14 protein-coding genes and 3 pseudogenes are annotated in these 15,342 nt (G+C 38.6%); all 17 read right to left on the bottom strand.

Going from position 1 to position 15,342, the window contains the following annotated elements:
- Positions 1-2: 2 nt before the first annotated feature.
- A complete protein-coding gene (locus tag JCM21738_RS03400; RefSeq protein WP_023625812.1) occupies positions 3-344 on the bottom strand; it encodes a helix-turn-helix domain-containing protein in 342 nt (113 codons plus the stop codon).
- Positions 345-370: 26 nt separating this feature from the next.
- Entirely contained in the window at positions 371-1,552 is a 1,182-nt protein-coding gene (locus JCM21738_RS03395) for an aminotransferase class I/II-fold pyridoxal phosphate-dependent enzyme (RefSeq protein ID WP_023625813.1), read from the bottom strand.
- Entirely contained in the window at positions 1,553-2,197 is a 645-nt protein-coding gene (locus JCM21738_RS03390; protein WP_023625814.1) for an acetyltransferase, read from the bottom strand.
- The gene (locus JCM21738_RS03385) at positions 2,194-2,808 is read right to left on the bottom strand and encodes a sugar transferase (protein ID WP_023625815.1); all 615 of its coding nucleotides are present in this window, start codon (positions 2,806-2,808) and stop codon (positions 2,194-2,196) included. Before JCM21738_RS03385 ends, JCM21738_RS03390 begins: the two co-directional genes overlap by 4 nt.
- 21 nt (positions 2,809-2,829) lie before the next feature.
- Positions 2,830-2,985 carry a YwzD family small protein gene (locus JCM21738_RS24140; RefSeq protein ID WP_023625816.1) on the bottom strand — a complete coding sequence of 52 codons (156 nt, stop codon included), beginning with the start codon at positions 2,983-2,985 and terminating at the stop codon, positions 2,830-2,832.
- 15 nt (positions 2,986-3,000) lie between these two features.
- Positions 3,001-4,086: a UDP-glucose 4-epimerase GalE gene (gene galE, locus JCM21738_RS03380; RefSeq protein WP_023625817.1), complete on the bottom strand. Its 1,086-nt coding sequence runs from the start codon at positions 4,084-4,086 to the stop codon at positions 3,001-3,003.
- A 14-nt stretch (positions 4,087-4,100) separates the two neighbouring features.
- A pseudogene (locus tag JCM21738_RS26565) lies at positions 4,101-5,301 on the bottom strand (glycosyltransferase).
- Between the two features lie 27 nt (positions 5,302-5,328).
- Positions 5,329-6,416 (bottom strand): annotated as a pseudogene (locus JCM21738_RS03370) (glycosyltransferase family 1 protein).
- Positions 6,417-6,481: 65 nt separating this feature from the next.
- Positions 6,482-7,564 carry an EpsG family protein gene (locus tag JCM21738_RS03365; RefSeq protein ID WP_023625820.1) on the bottom strand — a complete coding sequence of 361 codons (1,083 nt, stop codon included), beginning with the start codon at positions 7,562-7,564 and terminating at the stop codon, positions 6,482-6,484.
- 16 nt (positions 7,565-7,580) lie between these two features.
- On the bottom strand, positions 7,581-8,465 hold the full coding sequence (locus JCM21738_RS03360) for a glycosyltransferase family 2 protein (protein ID WP_023625821.1): 885 nt from the start codon (positions 8,463-8,465) through the stop codon (positions 7,581-7,583).
- A complete protein-coding gene (locus tag JCM21738_RS03355; RefSeq protein WP_023625822.1) occupies positions 8,428-9,585 on the bottom strand; it encodes a glycosyltransferase family 1 protein in 1,158 nt (385 codons plus the stop codon). Before JCM21738_RS03355 ends, JCM21738_RS03360 begins: the two co-directional genes overlap by 38 nt.
- Positions 9,570-10,730: a glycosyltransferase family 4 protein gene (locus tag JCM21738_RS03350; RefSeq protein ID WP_023625823.1), complete on the bottom strand. Its 1,161-nt coding sequence runs from the start codon at positions 10,728-10,730 to the stop codon at positions 9,570-9,572. Before JCM21738_RS03350 ends, JCM21738_RS03355 begins: the two co-directional genes overlap by 16 nt.
- 4 nt (positions 10,731-10,734) lie before the next feature.
- Positions 10,735-11,619, bottom strand: coding sequence for a UTP--glucose-1-phosphate uridylyltransferase GalU (gene galU / locus JCM21738_RS03345; RefSeq protein ID WP_023625824.1), 885 nt, complete (start codon positions 11,617-11,619; stop codon positions 10,735-10,737).
- A gap of 13 nt (positions 11,620-11,632) precedes the next feature.
- Positions 11,633-13,457: pseudogene (locus tag JCM21738_RS03340) on the bottom strand (polysaccharide biosynthesis protein).
- 19 nt (positions 13,458-13,476) lie between these two features.
- Complete coding sequence (locus tag JCM21738_RS24695; protein WP_023625826.1) at positions 13,477-13,617, bottom strand: hypothetical protein; 141 nt, start codon at positions 13,615-13,617, stop codon at positions 13,477-13,479.
- A gap of 246 nt (positions 13,618-13,863) precedes the next feature.
- Positions 13,864-14,523: a CpsD/CapB family tyrosine-protein kinase gene (locus JCM21738_RS03335; RefSeq protein WP_023625827.1), complete on the bottom strand. Its 660-nt coding sequence runs from the start codon at positions 14,521-14,523 to the stop codon at positions 13,864-13,866.
- Positions 14,510-15,220: a YveK family protein gene (locus JCM21738_RS03330; protein WP_023625828.1), complete on the bottom strand. Its 711-nt coding sequence runs from the start codon at positions 15,218-15,220 to the stop codon at positions 14,510-14,512. The genes JCM21738_RS03335 and JCM21738_RS03330 overlap by 14 nt, the downstream gene beginning before the upstream one ends.
- Positions 15,221-15,342 lie beyond the last annotated feature (122 nt).

The following is a 15,342-nucleotide window of genomic DNA, read 5'->3' as shown; positions in this document are numbered from 1 at the left end:
ATTTATTTGGATACTTTCTCATTCTGCCACTTGATAAATTCTATAAGCTGTTTATATTCCTGGATATTATCCTTTTTAATACCTGTTTTTTTCAGTTCTTCTGCAAATTCATAAAGTTCTTTATCATGGCGACCCTTTTCTGTACTATGACCGTTTATCAACAATGCTTTAAGGTCTACATCTAAAACATCCGATATCTTCTCCAGAATTTGTATGGAAGGATTTTTATGTACATCCCGTTCTATATTGCTTAAATATGACTTGGAAATCCCGGATCGATCAGCTAATTCAGAAAGGCTCAGCCCCTTTCTTCTTCTAAGTTCAGATAAATTTTTTCCAATCATGTGGGTTACCTCATTATTCTTGGATATTAAACTATTTTTCTTTCAACCTCTTTTACGTTAATAAAGTTTTTAATACAATTAATGACTCGTGACTGGTCTATTTCCTCCATATTGGATCCTGAAGGCAGGCAAATCCCGTTGGCGAATAATTGTTCTGAGACACTTTCTTTATCGCCATGTGTAAAATACTTGGCACCTTTGAACAAGGGCTGCATATGAAGCGGTTTCCAAACAGGCCTTGCTTCAATGTTTTCTGCAGCTAATTCCTCTATTAGTTCACTTACTTTAACATCTGCTTCTATTTCATCAATCGTCATTGCTGTCAGCCAGCGATTTGAATAGGTTTCATTTAACTCTGGCATGAATTGAATGCCAGGTAATGTTGATAACTCTTGTTGATACCTTTCAAAAACAGCTCTTCTAGCTTCGACTCTTTCTTCCAGAACCTCCAGCTGCGCTCTGCCAATTCCAGCTAAAATATTGCTCATTCGATAGTTATAACCGATTTTGCTGTGCTGATAATGAGGTGCTGGATCTCTTGCCTGTGTTGCCAGGAACCGAGCCTTATGGATTGCTTCGGCATCGTTTGACACGAGCATGCCACCACCAGAAGTGGTGATGATTTTATTGCCGTTAAAAGAAAATATTCCAAAGCATCCGAACGAGCCGCTCGGCTTTCCTTTGTAGGATGAACCGAGAGATTCTGCAGCATCTTCAATCATTGGTACCTCATATTGATCGCACAACAAAGTCAGCTCATCCATCTTGGCACTCTGACCATATAGATTAACAACAATCACTGCTTTAGGAAGCTTTCCGTTCAATGCTGCATCCATGAATGCTTTTTCTAAAGCCTGCGGAGACATATTCCATGTCTCTGGTTCCGAGTCGATAAACACTGGCTCGGCACCCAAGTACAAAATTGGGTTAGCACTTGCAATAAAAGTTAATGTCGAACAAAATACTGTATCTCCTTTTTCCACCCCTAATAAAGAAAGAGCCAGATGAATCGCTGCCGTTCCAGAACTGACAGCTGCAGCTTCATTGACTCCTGTATATGCGGCTATTTCCTTTTCAAACGTATCAACATTTGGACCAAGCGGGGCAATCCAATTTGTTATAAATGCTTCATTAATATACTTTATTTCATTCCCGCTCATATGAGGGGAGGAAAGGAAGATCCTTTTTTGAACAGTTGTATTAGCCATTTATACACCCCCAGTTACTTCTTTTATTTTTACGATCGCTGGTACACCAACTGCGGTACTGTTTGCTGGAATATAATGAATCACTGTCGCACCTGCTCCAACCATTGCCCACTCTCCAATTTCCATACCCGGGATGACAGTTGCACTCGCCCCAATCTGCGCTCCTTCTCTGACTGTGACATTCCCCGTCAAAGTGGCGTTCGGAGAGATATGGACGAAATTCTCAATTTTGCTATCATGCTCGACAACTGCGCATGTATTAATGATCGCGTGTGCTCCCAGTTGAGCATCTGAATTCACAACTGCACATGGCATTACCACACTTCCATGTCCAATCATGGATTGTCCGCTTACTTGTGCAGTCGGATGGATCAAAGTTGCATAGAACTCTTCGGGAAATCCCAGACTCTCTACAATTTTCTTTCTCACTGTGTTATTTCCAATTGCAACAAAAAATTTCACCTCTGGGAAATCCACAGCGATACTTTTGGCAGAACTCACTGGACCATACATGATCTGTTCATGAAAAAAATCAGCTTTAAATTTATCATCGAGGCAGCTAACTATTTCTGCATCTTCCATGGCTTTAATGACATCTCTAACGACTTTGCTATGTCCTCCCTGACCAATAATGGCAATTTTCATCCATGCCCCTCTTTTACAATAGATTTCGATCCTTTAAACGGCTCCATTGTCACATTGCCAGGCTGTGTGACTCCTTCGGATTGAATAACTTTATAGAACGTTCTCCATAATATTTTCAAATCCAGAAGGAAGGAACGATTTTCAACGTACCAAACATCTAATTTGAACTTTTCTTCCCAGGATAAGGTGTTTCGGCCGCTGATTTGAGCTAACCCGGTAATTCCTGGTCTAACAAGATGACGTTTTGCCTGTTCCTGAGTATAAAGCGGAAGGTATTCCATCAATAATGGCCTCGGCCCCACCAGACTAAGATCCCCTTTTAACACATTGATCAGCTGTGGCAATTCATCCAGGCTGTATTTTCTTAAAAATTGTCCTGCTGGAGTCAATCGAATTTTATCTGGAAGTAGCTTTCCTTTACGGTCCCGCATATCCGCCATTGTCCTGAATTTGTAGAGAAAAAAGGGCTTCTCCTTTAATCCTGGCCTCTTCTGTTTAAAAATGACTGGTGTTCCCAGTTTCATTTTTACAAATACAGCCGTGAACAAAATAATGGGTGATAATAAAACAAGGAGTAATATTGAACAACTTAAATCTAAGAGTCTTTTCATTTTTGCAACCCCTAGCAACGGTTAAGAATAATGTTTATTTTCTAAAACTAATGTGAGCTTCTCTTGGATTTCTGAAATCAATTCTTCAGTTTTGATGTCCTCAACTAATTGACCCCTAATATAAATTTCTTGCAACAATTCCTTAAAGCGTTGTTGCTGCGTTTCCTGTACACTCATTGCTTAATCCTCTTCTCATTCTTTTTTCGCATAAAAAGAATCCCCACTTATAGTTAAGTGCGGATTTCCTGGTACTGTTTGTGTTAAATTTTCTTCATACCCATTTGGATTTTTTGATTGCCATCTCCATGAATCTTCACACATTTCATGAAGGCCTTTTTCTGCTGCCCACCCCAATTCTTGCTTTGCTTTCGTTGGATCAGCGAAACAGATAGCAGCATCTCCTGCTCTTGGCTCGACAATTTTATAAGGAATAGGAACGCCAGCAGAACATTCAAAAGCTTCTACCATTTGTAGTACACTATATCCCTTTCCGGTACCAAGATTAAAAGACTCGACTCCAGTACTTGTAGATACTTTTTCAAGCGCCTTCAAGTGTCCTTTTGCAAGATCGACTACGTGAATGTAATCCCTAACACCGGTTCCATCAGCTGTTGGATAATGATTGCCAAAAACACTGAGTTCTGGCAGTTTACCAACTGCAACTTGAGTAATAAATGGCATTAAATTATTGGGAATTCCATTTGGATCCTCACCAATCATTCCGGATTCATGGGCTCCAATTGGGTTGAAATACCGCAATAAGGCGATGCTCCAGTTATGGTCAGATAGATATAAATCTGTTAATATTTCCTCAATCATTAACTTCGTCCGGCCATATGGGTTAAGAGCACTTAAAGGAAAGTCTTCTGAAATTGGAACTTTCTCTGGCATTCCATATACTGTTGCTGATGAACTGAAGACCAGTTTATTCACATCGTATTTTTTCATGATGTTCAATAGGTTGATTGTGCCGGTGATATTATTGTGGTAATACCTGAGCGGCAATCGAACAGACTCTCCAACAGCCTTAAGACCAGCGAAGTGGATGACAGCATCAATCTCATTTTCAATAAAAACCTTTTCAAGCTCTTGCTCATTCAATAAATCAACTTGGTAGAACTGAAAGCTTTTTCCGGTAATTTCACTGATTCTGTTTAAAGATTCTTTTTTGCTATTCATAAGGTTATCGACAACGATGATTTCATAGCCTGCATTTAGCAGTTCAACACAGGTATGGCTACCTATGTAGCCTGCACCGCCTGTTACAAGAATTGGCATAGCTTCACCTCCGTTTATGCATTTATTAAGCTGTAAACCTTTTGGACCTCATTTTCATTTCCATAATCCATTGACGTTGTATTTTTGATTAGCTCTTCTCTTAAAGTAGGATTATCGAGTAACTTTTGGAGTCCTTCAACAATGCCTTCAATTTTCATTGGAGTAATAAGTCCATCTACCCCATCCTTCACCTGACTTTTTGCCGTTGGAAAGTTGGTTATGACAACTGGTTTCCCAAGTATCTGTGCTTCTCGAATGGTTACTGCTTTCCCCTCATATCTTGAAGGCTGAACATATATATCGCATGCTTTTATATAAGGATAGGGATTCATTTTTTTTACCGAGTAGGAAAAAATGATTTTCCAGCCCTAACTCGGATATCAGCTTACGCAGCTCATTTTCCAGTGAGCCATATCCTACAACAAACCAGGCAATATCATATCCTTTATCGACTAATTGCTTACATGCCCTAATTGCATTGTCAAACCCTTTTGCATGAGAAAGCCGGCCAACAGACACTATAATGGTTTTGCCTAGTTTTTTTTTGATCTCATGCGCATTCTGAATTTCAGATTGCTGTCTTACAAAATCCTGAGAGAGGATATTTTCTATGACAATTGTCTTTTCTTTTAAATGTGGAAACTGGTTTACAAATGTGTTCGAACATTCCTCTGAAACTGCGACTATTTGATCAAGATTTTTCCACATTTTCATTTCCGTCTTTTTATCAATAAAAATATTCGAATAATCCGTATGGATCCATCCGACTTTTCTTTTCGCCTTTACTTTTTCCCCGATGAAATGATGCGGCCATAAGAAACCAATCGCAAGATCATACTCCTTTGATAATTCAGGCAAAAATGGACGTGTAAGTTCCCAGCCATATTGAATCGTTAAATAGCCCGGTTCCTCGACCTTCATCATTTTTCCTTTGATGCCACTTATATACTTAGCAAATATCCTTGAAACCGCAATAGAATATCGGCCATCTCGGATAATCTGTGAAATCGATTTTCTGAATGTACTATAAGCTGGATTCTCAGGAAGCAAATTAGGTCCTTCAGGCAATAACGAAAAGAACTCTCCTTCATGCTTAAAGAGCATTAAATCTACCGCGTATTCTTGATAGTCAATGCTATTCAACAACCCAATCAGACTTCGTTCTACCCCGCCAATTGCTAAATCAAATGAAGCAATCAATACCTTCTTCTTCATTTACCACTCCGCCCCAACAGTAAATTGCTATCCAACTCTGTAAAGCTTCATCCACTCTTCAATATTCTGTTGAATACTAAAGCCTTTTTCAGACAGCGCTTTAACTAAAGCTTCTTTTTCCGGCTTATGCAAATTGATCGCATTTCCTACTTCTTCTCCCCATTTCTCAGGATGCTCTTTCAGACTTAAATACCTTACTAAGCCAAGCCCCATATCTGTGCTAATCGGAACCGAATCAGACATGATACATGGAGTTCCGCTTATCTGGGCCTCAACTGTAACAATCCCGAAGCCCTCAAATATGGAAGGGAAAAGAAAAACATCGAAAGCCTTCATCAGTCTCGGAATATCAGAGCGTACTCCTAAAAAGCGAACATGTTTGGAAAGGCCCATATTCTCTGCTTCGTGTTCAATCTTCTCTTTTAAAGGACCATCCCCAACCAGCAGAGCAACATACCTTTTATCTTTATTCACCAGTTGTTTAAGAACTTGCAGAATAAAAGCCTGGTTTTTAGACTTTGAAAACTTTCCAACATGACCGATGATCTTAGCATCCTGATCGAGCCCCAGTTCTCTTATCACACTCGATTTAGTGATGGTCTCATCGAGATATTGGCCTAAATCAATTCCATTTTTCAGGATTGTTACTTTATTGTTATCAACTGCCTTTTGACCAAATAAAAAAGCTCCAGCTTCTTGGCTGCAGCTGCAATATTGAGTTGCTGAGATTTTGATAATTGACCGCAATCCCTTTAGCAGCAACTTTTGTTTAAAACTGTCATTCATTGGCCAGTTGTTGCTGTGAGAGTGGCAAATACGATGCGGAATTCCTGCGATTTTTGCTGCAAGGGCAGGAAATCCACTTTGGTAATCGGTATGCGAGTGAACGGCAATATAGGAATTTGCGACATGATCTCACTTAGTCTCTTAACATATGATATCGGGCCAGCAATTCCTAAGCTGGGAACGCTATAAATCTTTCCGCCTAATTTTCGGATTTCATTATCGTAATCTCCTTGGTCATTCCGATGGACAATAAAATCGAATTGAAGCTTGCTTCTATCCAAGTTTCGATAAACATTCATAAGCAATGTTTCCGCCCCGCCACGATCCATCACGCTGACGATATGCAAGACTCTATCTACCTTATTATATTTCAACTCTGATCTACCTCCTTTCCTTATGAAGATAAAAATGTAATATATTCACTTCTATATTGGATATTTAGAGTTACCACACTTTCATAATAGTAAAAAAGGAAGTAACAAACGATTATTCCTAAATAAACAAATCGCTGTTCTTTATCATGGAAAAGCTTTACAATCCACCCTACCAAGATTAGTTGATACAATTCAAAATAAATATTAAATCTCGCAAATATCCAATTCTGTGTTGATACAATCATAAATACTAAGCCAATAAGCGCCATATTAACAATATAATCACTTTCAGGAAATATTTCTCTTAACTTTTCTCTTCCGAAGAAGGCAATGATTAGAGGAGTCCCGAAGACTGCAACACGGATTACATTCGCTCCGCCTTCTTGGAAATCTTTATAGTGGCCATATTGTGTATCTTCTAAGCTGGAGAAAAGGATTGAGGAGAATTGATCAAACCCTATGACAATTACAACTGCAATGACTAATAACATTAGCGTTGCTCTCGACCAGGCTTTGTACCGAACCAAGAAATATATAGGCAGAAGAATGAGTGCACTTTCATGAAAAGTAGAAGCAAATAAGACGATCAAGGCGTATGCAAAGAAGTTTCCACTAATAAGAAACCGTGTAGCCATAAATATAATTGCAGCGGTAAGGCTTTGGCGAATTCCATTCATTGTAACTAAGTATAGTCCGCCTGTAATGTATACAAACGTGCTTAACTCAAAATGCCTTGAATACTTCGAAAACACCAAAATAATGAGTATATTTGTAATAATTGCAGCAGTGAAAATCAAAATCTGTGGATCGTCAGAGAAATTTTTCAACAACATTTGAAAAATCCAAAAGCCGATATTATCTTGATTTTTCACCTGTTCCCATGTAAAATCATTCACTTCAAATGCATGCTTATAAAAGTAAGTATCACCTATGTTGGAGCGAAGACCTGATACTAGTGCTAGTGATAATAGTGATCCTATAACATATATCTTTTGCAATGAGATCGTAGTCATTGAAGCTGTATTAAAAGCCGGTATGGCAAAATACCTTGCCAATAACGAGAAAATAAAGACAATTAAAAGATTTAACCAAAGAACTTCCATTTTAAATTCCTTTCAATTAAATCGTTCTTGTTTTTGTCTTAATAAAAAGAAACAAAATGATTCCTAATGGCACTGCAATTGTGGTTAAGGACTTGTTTGGGGCTTCTTTAATAAATTGAAAATTTTTATCTAGTAGACAACTTGAAACATAATGGACAGCCTGTCGAAACTTAAACTTGCCATTTACGAAAGGTAACTTCATAAGTTCTTTCCTGTAGAACGCAAATCCTTTTGGATTTTTCTGGTATTGCCTCAACATATTAAGTGACGAGCCATCTGGTAGGTATTCCACACAACATAATACCTCGTTCATTAATAGCAATGTATATTTTTGGTCCAGCTTATAATATTTGTAGGCAAGGCCTACATATTTCTCATTTTTAAAAATCGGATAAGGGAATTCTTTAGTTAAATCTGTTCTATAAACTAGCTTTTTATCCCCCGATACTCCATATTTATAATACAAATCAAACAGTGTAGAGGTCTTTAGGTTAGTCGGCAGCAAGGAACCGATTACTTTTCCATCAAAGTTAGAATCTAGTCCTATAATTCCACTGACATTTTGACTGCCATGTTTTTCCCACATCATTATAATTTTTTCTACTGCATCATCAGGCATATAATCATCAGAATCGATACAAACATTCAATTCAGTTTCGATTAGTTCATATGCTGTATTATGCGCTCCATGCATACCCTGGTTTTCTTGCCAAATATATTGAATTTCTATTAATCTTTCAGTCTGCCAAATACTAACTAAGTCCTTCGTATTATCAGTAGACCCATCATCAATGATTAACCAAATGAAGTCTTTATTGGTTTGTCTTATTAACGATTCATAGCAATTGCTCAGACAATATGCTCTATTGAATGTTGGCGTAAATACCGTTAACTTCTTCATTTATCACATCCCCTGTAACAGTAGAATAAAATTCTCTAAGATAATCAGAAGAATTCTTTATATCAAAGCCATTTTTCGAAATCAGTGAGTTTAAATTACTATTTCTAATAGAGTGTAGACCCGCTATTTCCTGCATCTTGTCAATCCATAATTTTTTATTGTTGAGAGATAGAGACTGAACTAAACCTATTCCCATGTCTATCTCTCTAGTTATTGAATCAGAGATAAGGCAAGGAAGCCCTGAAGCCTGAGCCTCAATTACTGAGACTGGAAACCCTTCAAAGAAAGAAGGGAACAGAAAAATGTCAAATGCCTGGAGAAGTTGTTCAACATCTGATCTGCTACCAAGAAACTCAACATTTTTAGTAAGTTGCATCTCTTCTACTTTCCGCTTAGTCTCCGGGAGCAGCGGACCGTCCCCAACTAACAAAAGAATGGCGTCTTCTCTATAAGACAGAAATTCTTTAAACACCTCTAATAAATAGGAATGATTCTTCGGCATTGAAAATCTGCCGACGTGACCGACTATGAACTGATTTTCCTTTATTTTTAATTCTGATCTGATCGATTCCCTTACCTTCAGAGAATATTTGAATTGTTCTAGATCAATTCCATTTTTCAAGAAGACCGTTCTATCAGATTTATTTCCAAATAGCCATTCTGCAGCTTCTTTAGAACATGATACAAAATCAGTAGCATACTTTGAAATCAATGTTCCGGCATACCATTTGTATATTCTAGCTGCTGCCCCGCCTTCACTCCTTGTACTATGACTGTGAGCTATCCTTACAGAAATTTCTGCTTTTTTAGCGGCACGTAATACAAATCCACTCATTTTATCCATATGCGAATGAACAATCTGGTAATGTGGATATTTCATAAAAAAGTCGGTCAATGCCTTAAGATACTTTAAATGTCCTACCTCTGTAATATACGGAACCCTGTACACATTCCCACCCAGTTGCATTATTTCCTCATCAAACACCCCTTCTTTACAGGTCAAAAAATCAAACTGGATTTTTGACCGATCGATGTTTCGATATAGATTCATCAGCAGTGTTTCTGCCCCGCCACGGTTCATGTTGACGACTACATGTAAAACTCTTAAAGGACTGCCCACTGCGATTCCTCCGTTTCTGCCATATATGGTTTGTAGATTGCACTCTTTTCTTGAAGTATTTTGTTTGTACTAAATTTATTTATAATCAGCCTTCGTCCATTGGATCCCATTACTGCCCTTTGTGCTGGATCCTTTGCCAGCAACTTCATCTTTTTTGCAAACATCCGTGGGTCAGACTCTTTGATTAACCAGCCTTCTTGCTGGTTTGTAATTAGCTCTCTGTGTCCTCTGTTTACTGTCGCGATAACTGGCAAGCCACATGACATGGCTTCCATAATATTTACAGGGAGTCCTTCTCGGAAACTGGATCCAACAGCTACATCAGAGATTTGCAGCAATTGTTCTATGTCCTTTCTGAATCCTAGAAAATGAACCTGATCTTCCACTCCTAGCTTTCTGGCCAATTTGCGGCAATCCTGTAATGAAGGTCCTTCTCCAGCTAATAACAGCTTAGCTTTTGGAACTTCATCTACTATTTGTGCCAGGGCTTGAATTAACAATTGCTGGTTCTTATTTTTATTGAATTCAGCTGCGTAAAACATTAAAAAATCGCCAACGTTGTAGCCATAGGCGATTCTTAATTCCTTTTTGTATTCTTTTTCAGCGGGTCTGAACTTTTCTGTATTTACTCCAACTCCATGGACATGTTCAATGCGGCCAGCCTTGAATTGATGATGAATAGCTCTATTGAAATCCTCTTCATTAATGGTAATCAGGCAGTCGGTAAACCTTGCCAGCCATTTTTCAATAGGATAATAGATTAGCCAGTTTATTGCTGGTGATCCTTTGCAGAAATGAAAACCATGAGCTGTGTACAATACTTTTGTTCCTTTTTCCCGTGCTGCCCTGGAAGCTAGTCTGGCCAGCACTCCGCCAACCGGTGTGTGGCTATGAATGATTTGATAGTCATTTTGGTCGATGATTGATTTTAATTGTTGATATGCCTTCGCGTTTTGCAGGCTGAATGGCGACCTTTGTATCGGCAAATCATATTTTTTATCAACAAAAGGGAGTTCCATATCACCTTTAGCAGCAACGTGGACCTCCCAACCTTGCTCTTTGAACCATTTCATGTAAGGCAAATGAAAGGCACTGAAATGATAATCAACGGTCGCACAAAGTAAAATCCGCTTTTTAGCTCCCATCTGTTTAACTCTGCCTAGCTTTTTCAAGATTTAAAATCGAAGAAAAGTAGTCTAGCAGATCGGAGCGCAAATCATCCCGCTGTAAAGCGAAATCAATCGTCGTTTTAATAAAGCCCATTTTTTCACCAACATCATATCTCGTGCCTTCAAATTCGTATGCATACACCGCTTCATATTCGTTCAAGCCGGCGATGGCATCCGTTAACTGGATTTCTCCTCCAGCACCCGGTTCTTGCTGATCCAGGATATCAAATATTCTTGGATTCAGAATATAGCGGCCCATGATAGCAAGGTTTGAAGGAGCCTCTTCTATCTTTGGTTTTTCTACTAAACTGCTGACACTGTAAAATCGGTCGCCAATACAGTTTCCATCTACAATCCCATATCTGGATACTTCAGTTGGATTCACTTTTTGCACTCCAAGAATCGAAGCATTATATCTTTCATACTGTTCCATCATTTGTTGGAGGCAAGGTTTTTCCGCCTGGACAATATCATCACCTAAGAGAACTGCAAAAGGTTCATTCCCAATAAACTTTCGTGCACACCAAATCGCATGGCCAAGTCCTTTTGGTTCTTTTTGGCGAATGTAATGGATATCAACGAGTTTTGAAGACTTTTGGACCTCAGTTAGTAACTCGAATTTCCCTTTTTCTAACAGGTTTTGTTCCAATTCAAAGGAGTGATCAAAATGGTCTTCAATCGCTCTTTTTCCTTTCCCAGTAACAATGATAATATCCTCAATTCCTGACTCAATTGCTTCTTCAACAATATATTGAATAGTTGGCTTATCAACAATCGGGAGCATTTCTTTTGGCATCGCTTTCGTTGCCGGCAAGAACCTCGTTCCCAGGCCAGCAGCCGGAATAATCGCTTTTTTGACTTTCATTTTTCTTCCACCCCTAAACTGACATTTTCATTAACGGAGAATCGGCAACCCTGTTGTTAGCTAATGCTAACAAACGAGCTCTCAATTCTTCTTTTTCCATACTTGAGAAGGTGCCGATAATCTCTTCTATCTCGGATATATATAACTCTGAAGTTTTTCCTACATATATTTTTGGATGCACTTGATGCTCTCCTACTTCATCATCCTTCAAAAGCTCTTCATATAGCTTTTCACCAGGTCTTGTTCCTGTATATTCTATTCCGATTTCTTCTATAGAATAACCTGATAGCTTAATCAAGTTTTTGGCCAGGTCTACTATTTTTACAGGTTCCCCCATATCAAGGACGAAAATTTCTCCTCCGTACGCCAGAGTTCCTGCTTGAATCACCAGCTTGATGCCTCTGGAATTGTCATGAAATAACGTACCATTTCTGGATGCGTCACAGTGACAGGACCGCCTTTTTCAATTTGCCTCTTGAAGAGAGGAATTACACTTCCCCGGCTGCCGAGAACATTGCCAAATCTGACCGCAACAAATTTTGTATTACTGCTCTCATCCATATGCTGTACGATCATCTCGGCCAGCCTCTTTGTTGCTCCCATCACACTTGTAGGATTTACAGCTTTGTCAGATGAAATCATCACGAATGTTTTCACTCCATGCCAGCTTGCAGCATTCGCTACGTTCAACGTGCCAATCATATTATTTTTTACTGCTTCCTCAGGATTGCGCTCCATTAAAGGCACATGTTTATGGGCGGCAGCATGATAGACAACATCCGGCAGGAATGTCTCCATCACGGACATCATTTTTTTGGCATCCTGGATTTCAGCAATGACAGGAATAAACTCTATAGATGAATCTCGAAAACTTTCTTTCAGTTCCAATTCAATTGAGTAAATGCTATTTTCACCGTGTCCTAAGAGAACTAATTTTTCAGGATTAAATTGAGCAATCTGCCGGCAGATTTCTGAACCAATCGACCCTCCAGCACCAGTTACAAGCACTACTTTGTTTGTGATATCCTCAGAAATTTTGTCATCGTTTAACACGATAGGATCTCTTCCCAGTAAATCTTCAACCTGGACATCACGAAATTGGTTCACAGAGAGCTTGCCGGTCATAAGATCCTCCAGCATTGGCAGGATTTGCGTCTTCGCATCCGTTTTTGCACATTCTTTAAAAATGCTATTCAGTTCCTTTCTGCTTAACGAAGGAATGGCAATGACAATGTTGTCTATTTTAAATTTTTTCACAATGGCATCTATTTTTCCAACTCCGCCCAGTACTGGTATGCCCATAATATCCAGATGATGCTTTTTGGTATCATCATCGATGAAACCAACAGGCTGGAGGTCAGATTCCTTACTTTTTAGCAACTGCCTTGCAACCATCGTTCCGGCAGAACCTGCACCAATAATTAGTGTCCTTTTGCTAAAAGTTAAACGACTCAAATATAGATCTCTGTAAATCCTCCAGCAAAACCTTGACCCGCCAATGATTAATACTAAAAGCAACCATGTTACCGACAACCGCCTTAGAAAGATTTCATTGAGAATGACTCCCTGGAATACAGCTGCCGTCAGGATTGAAGCTGTCGCCGTCTTCAGGATGATAATCAGTTCTCCGACACTTGCATATTCCCAGGCCTTTTTATAAAGCTTGAATTTAAATGAAAATAAATGATGGCTTAATAAGATGGCTGTGCACTAGTTAAATAAAAGAATGTTGAAGTATCAATTGTCCCACGTACTAGTAAATGACTAATGAAAATCGCCGTTAGCACAATGGCTGAATCAATAAGGATAAATAATGAAAGTCTTTGCCTATAGGTCATGCTTTTCCTCCCTCCTTTTTTAATCTAACCTCACGTTCCGCAGCTTAATAGCATAGTCGATCAGCTTTCTTATTTCTTTCAATTCCTCTTTGCTGGCGTCTTGCTTTATGTAGCGTACTGCTTTTTTTATCGATTTCGGAAACTTATCTATTTCTTTCATATGTATCCTCCTTAAAAATAAAGTCTTTACTTATTGGTTCTTTTCAGAAAACAAATAAGTAAAGACTTTATAATAAATACGGGGCATTCAACCCCCCCTCACATCACACTCCCGACGACCAGAGCGTCTAAGGTTTATTCAACCCACAGCATGACCGAGTGCCTCCTTTGATAACGGCTAGGAGACATCACCATAAAAAGAACATTAATTTCTCAATAGAGAACAAAAGTGGTAAAAAAAAAATTATTACTTCATCTCATTCAATATGACGCCGTAGATTTTTGCTTTAGCGAACTCAAGAGCCTTCTTTGCTTCCGTCGCTTTTTCAATAGCTGTTTTTCCTTCACCTATAACAAGTATTACACCATCACTTTTATTGGCTAACAACTTTGTATCCGTTACCTCCAGCACTGGAGGGGAATCGATCAGAATCACATCGTAATTCTCTAGTGCCTTTTGAAATAACTTCTCCATGGCTTCTGAACCGAGTAATTCAGCTGGGTTAGAATCTAGCTGGCCGCTTGTCAAAATAGCAAGGTTTCCGATTTCGGTTTGGTATGCTGCATCTTTAAGTTCTGCCTGGCCAGTTAGGACATCTGCCAATCCCTTATCATTCGGAATTTTAAATATAAAATGAATATGAGGATCCCTTAAATTTGCATCAACCAACAGTACGCTTTCCTTTTGCTGTGCCATAGAAACTGCAAGATTCGCGGCAGCAGTTGACTTTCCTTCACTTGAACTTGGTGAAGTTAAAAGCAATGTGCTTTTTTTGCCACCATTTAGGAACTGGACATTCGTGCGAAGTGTCCTGAATTGTTCAGCAATAATTGAATCCGGGTTTGAGTAAACTATCAAATTCCTTTTTTGCCTTGCTGCTGCTGCTCTACGTTTACTTTGGAACACCGGTATCACCTCGCGGAAAATCTATTTGATGAATACTTTGTTTTTGAATATTTTTTTTGCTCATTTTCGATATCCTTCCTAATACCGGAAGATCCAGAATATCCTCTACATCTTTTTTAGACCTAATCGTGTCATCCAATGAATCCAAGAAAAAAACAAATCCAATGCCTGCAAAAAGACCAAAGACCAATCCTATAATTCCCGCTTTATTCTCTTGCTCATTTATTGGGTTGGAATTTACTTTTGCGGGGGAATAAAGCCTTAAATCATTAAAGTTTAAAAGGCTGCTAATTTCTTTTTTAAACTCCTCCGCTGTTGTATTTGCAATATCAGCTGCTCTATTGGGATTGGTATCAATCACTTGTACATTTACAACCTTTGAACTATCAATAATTCCTACACTAATCTGATTAGCCAAAGACTCTGGACTTCGATTCAAATCCAGTTTCTCAACAACCTTCTCCAATACTACTGGATCTTTCAGTATCACCTGCAGCGTATTCATGTCAGCTTCTTTACCTATAATAATCCGGGCCGAAGATTGATATAGAAGAGTGATATCCTTTTCCCCATATAAATATCCAGCAATTGATGACAGGGCAGTAATAACGGCAATGATCCAAAGACGTTTTTTCATGACTAAGAAAATTTCTTTTATATTGATTTCTTTGGAAATCCCTTTTTTTGAATTATTCATTGCTCATTAACCCACCTTAAAACTTAGTTTGTTCTAGATAGAGAACATTAAGACCTAAAAAATATACGTTCTCAATTACTGATATTATATACCTATTTTAGTTCTGTATAAAGAACAAGTCA

It is taken from the genome of Mesobacillus boroniphilus JCM 21738 (assembly GCF_000517385.1).
GTDB lineage: Bacteria > Bacillota > Bacilli > Bacillales > Cytobacillaceae > Mesobacillus > Mesobacillus boroniphilus.
This window is presented reverse-complemented; position numbering and strand designations above follow the sequence as displayed.

Coding starts and splice junctions, on each gene's coding strand:
- JCM21738_RS03400 (WP_023625812.1), bottom strand. CDS start 344: ATGATTGGAAAAAATTTATCTGAACTTAGAAGAAGAAAGGGGCTGAGC.
- JCM21738_RS03395 (WP_023625813.1), bottom strand. CDS start 1,552: ATGGCTAATACAACTGTTCAAAAAAGGATCTTCCTTTCCTCCCCTCAT.
- JCM21738_RS03390 (WP_023625814.1), bottom strand. CDS start 2,197: ATGAAAATTGCCATTATTGGTCAGGGAGGACATAGCAAAGTCGTTAGA.
- JCM21738_RS03385 (WP_023625815.1), bottom strand. CDS start 2,808: ATGAAAAGACTCTTAGATTTAAGTTGTTCAATATTACTCCTTGTTTTA.
- JCM21738_RS24140 (WP_023625816.1), bottom strand. CDS start 2,985: ATGAGTGTACAGGAAACGCAGCAACAACGCTTTAAGGAATTGTTGCAA.
- galE (WP_023625817.1), bottom strand. CDS start 4,086: ATGCCAATTCTTGTAACAGGCGGTGCAGGCTACATAGGTAGCCATACC.
- JCM21738_RS03365 (WP_023625820.1), bottom strand. CDS start 7,564: ATGGAAGTTCTTTGGTTAAATCTTTTAATTGTCTTTATTTTCTCGTTA.
- JCM21738_RS03360 (WP_023625821.1), bottom strand. CDS start 8,465: ATGAAGAAGTTAACGGTATTTACGCCAACATTCAATAGAGCATATTGT.
- JCM21738_RS03350 (WP_023625823.1), bottom strand. CDS start 10,730: ATGGGAGCTAAAAAGCGGATTTTACTTTGTGCGACCGTTGATTATCAT.
- galU (WP_023625824.1), bottom strand. CDS start 11,619: ATGAAAGTCAAAAAAGCGATTATTCCGGCTGCTGGCCTGGGAACGAGG.
- JCM21738_RS24695 (WP_023625826.1), bottom strand. CDS start 13,617: ATGAAAGAAATAGATAAGTTTCCGAAATCGATAAAAAAAGCAGTACGC.
- JCM21738_RS03330 (WP_023625828.1), bottom strand. CDS start 15,220: ATGAATAATTCAAAAAAAGGGATTTCCAAAGAAATCAATATAAAAGAA.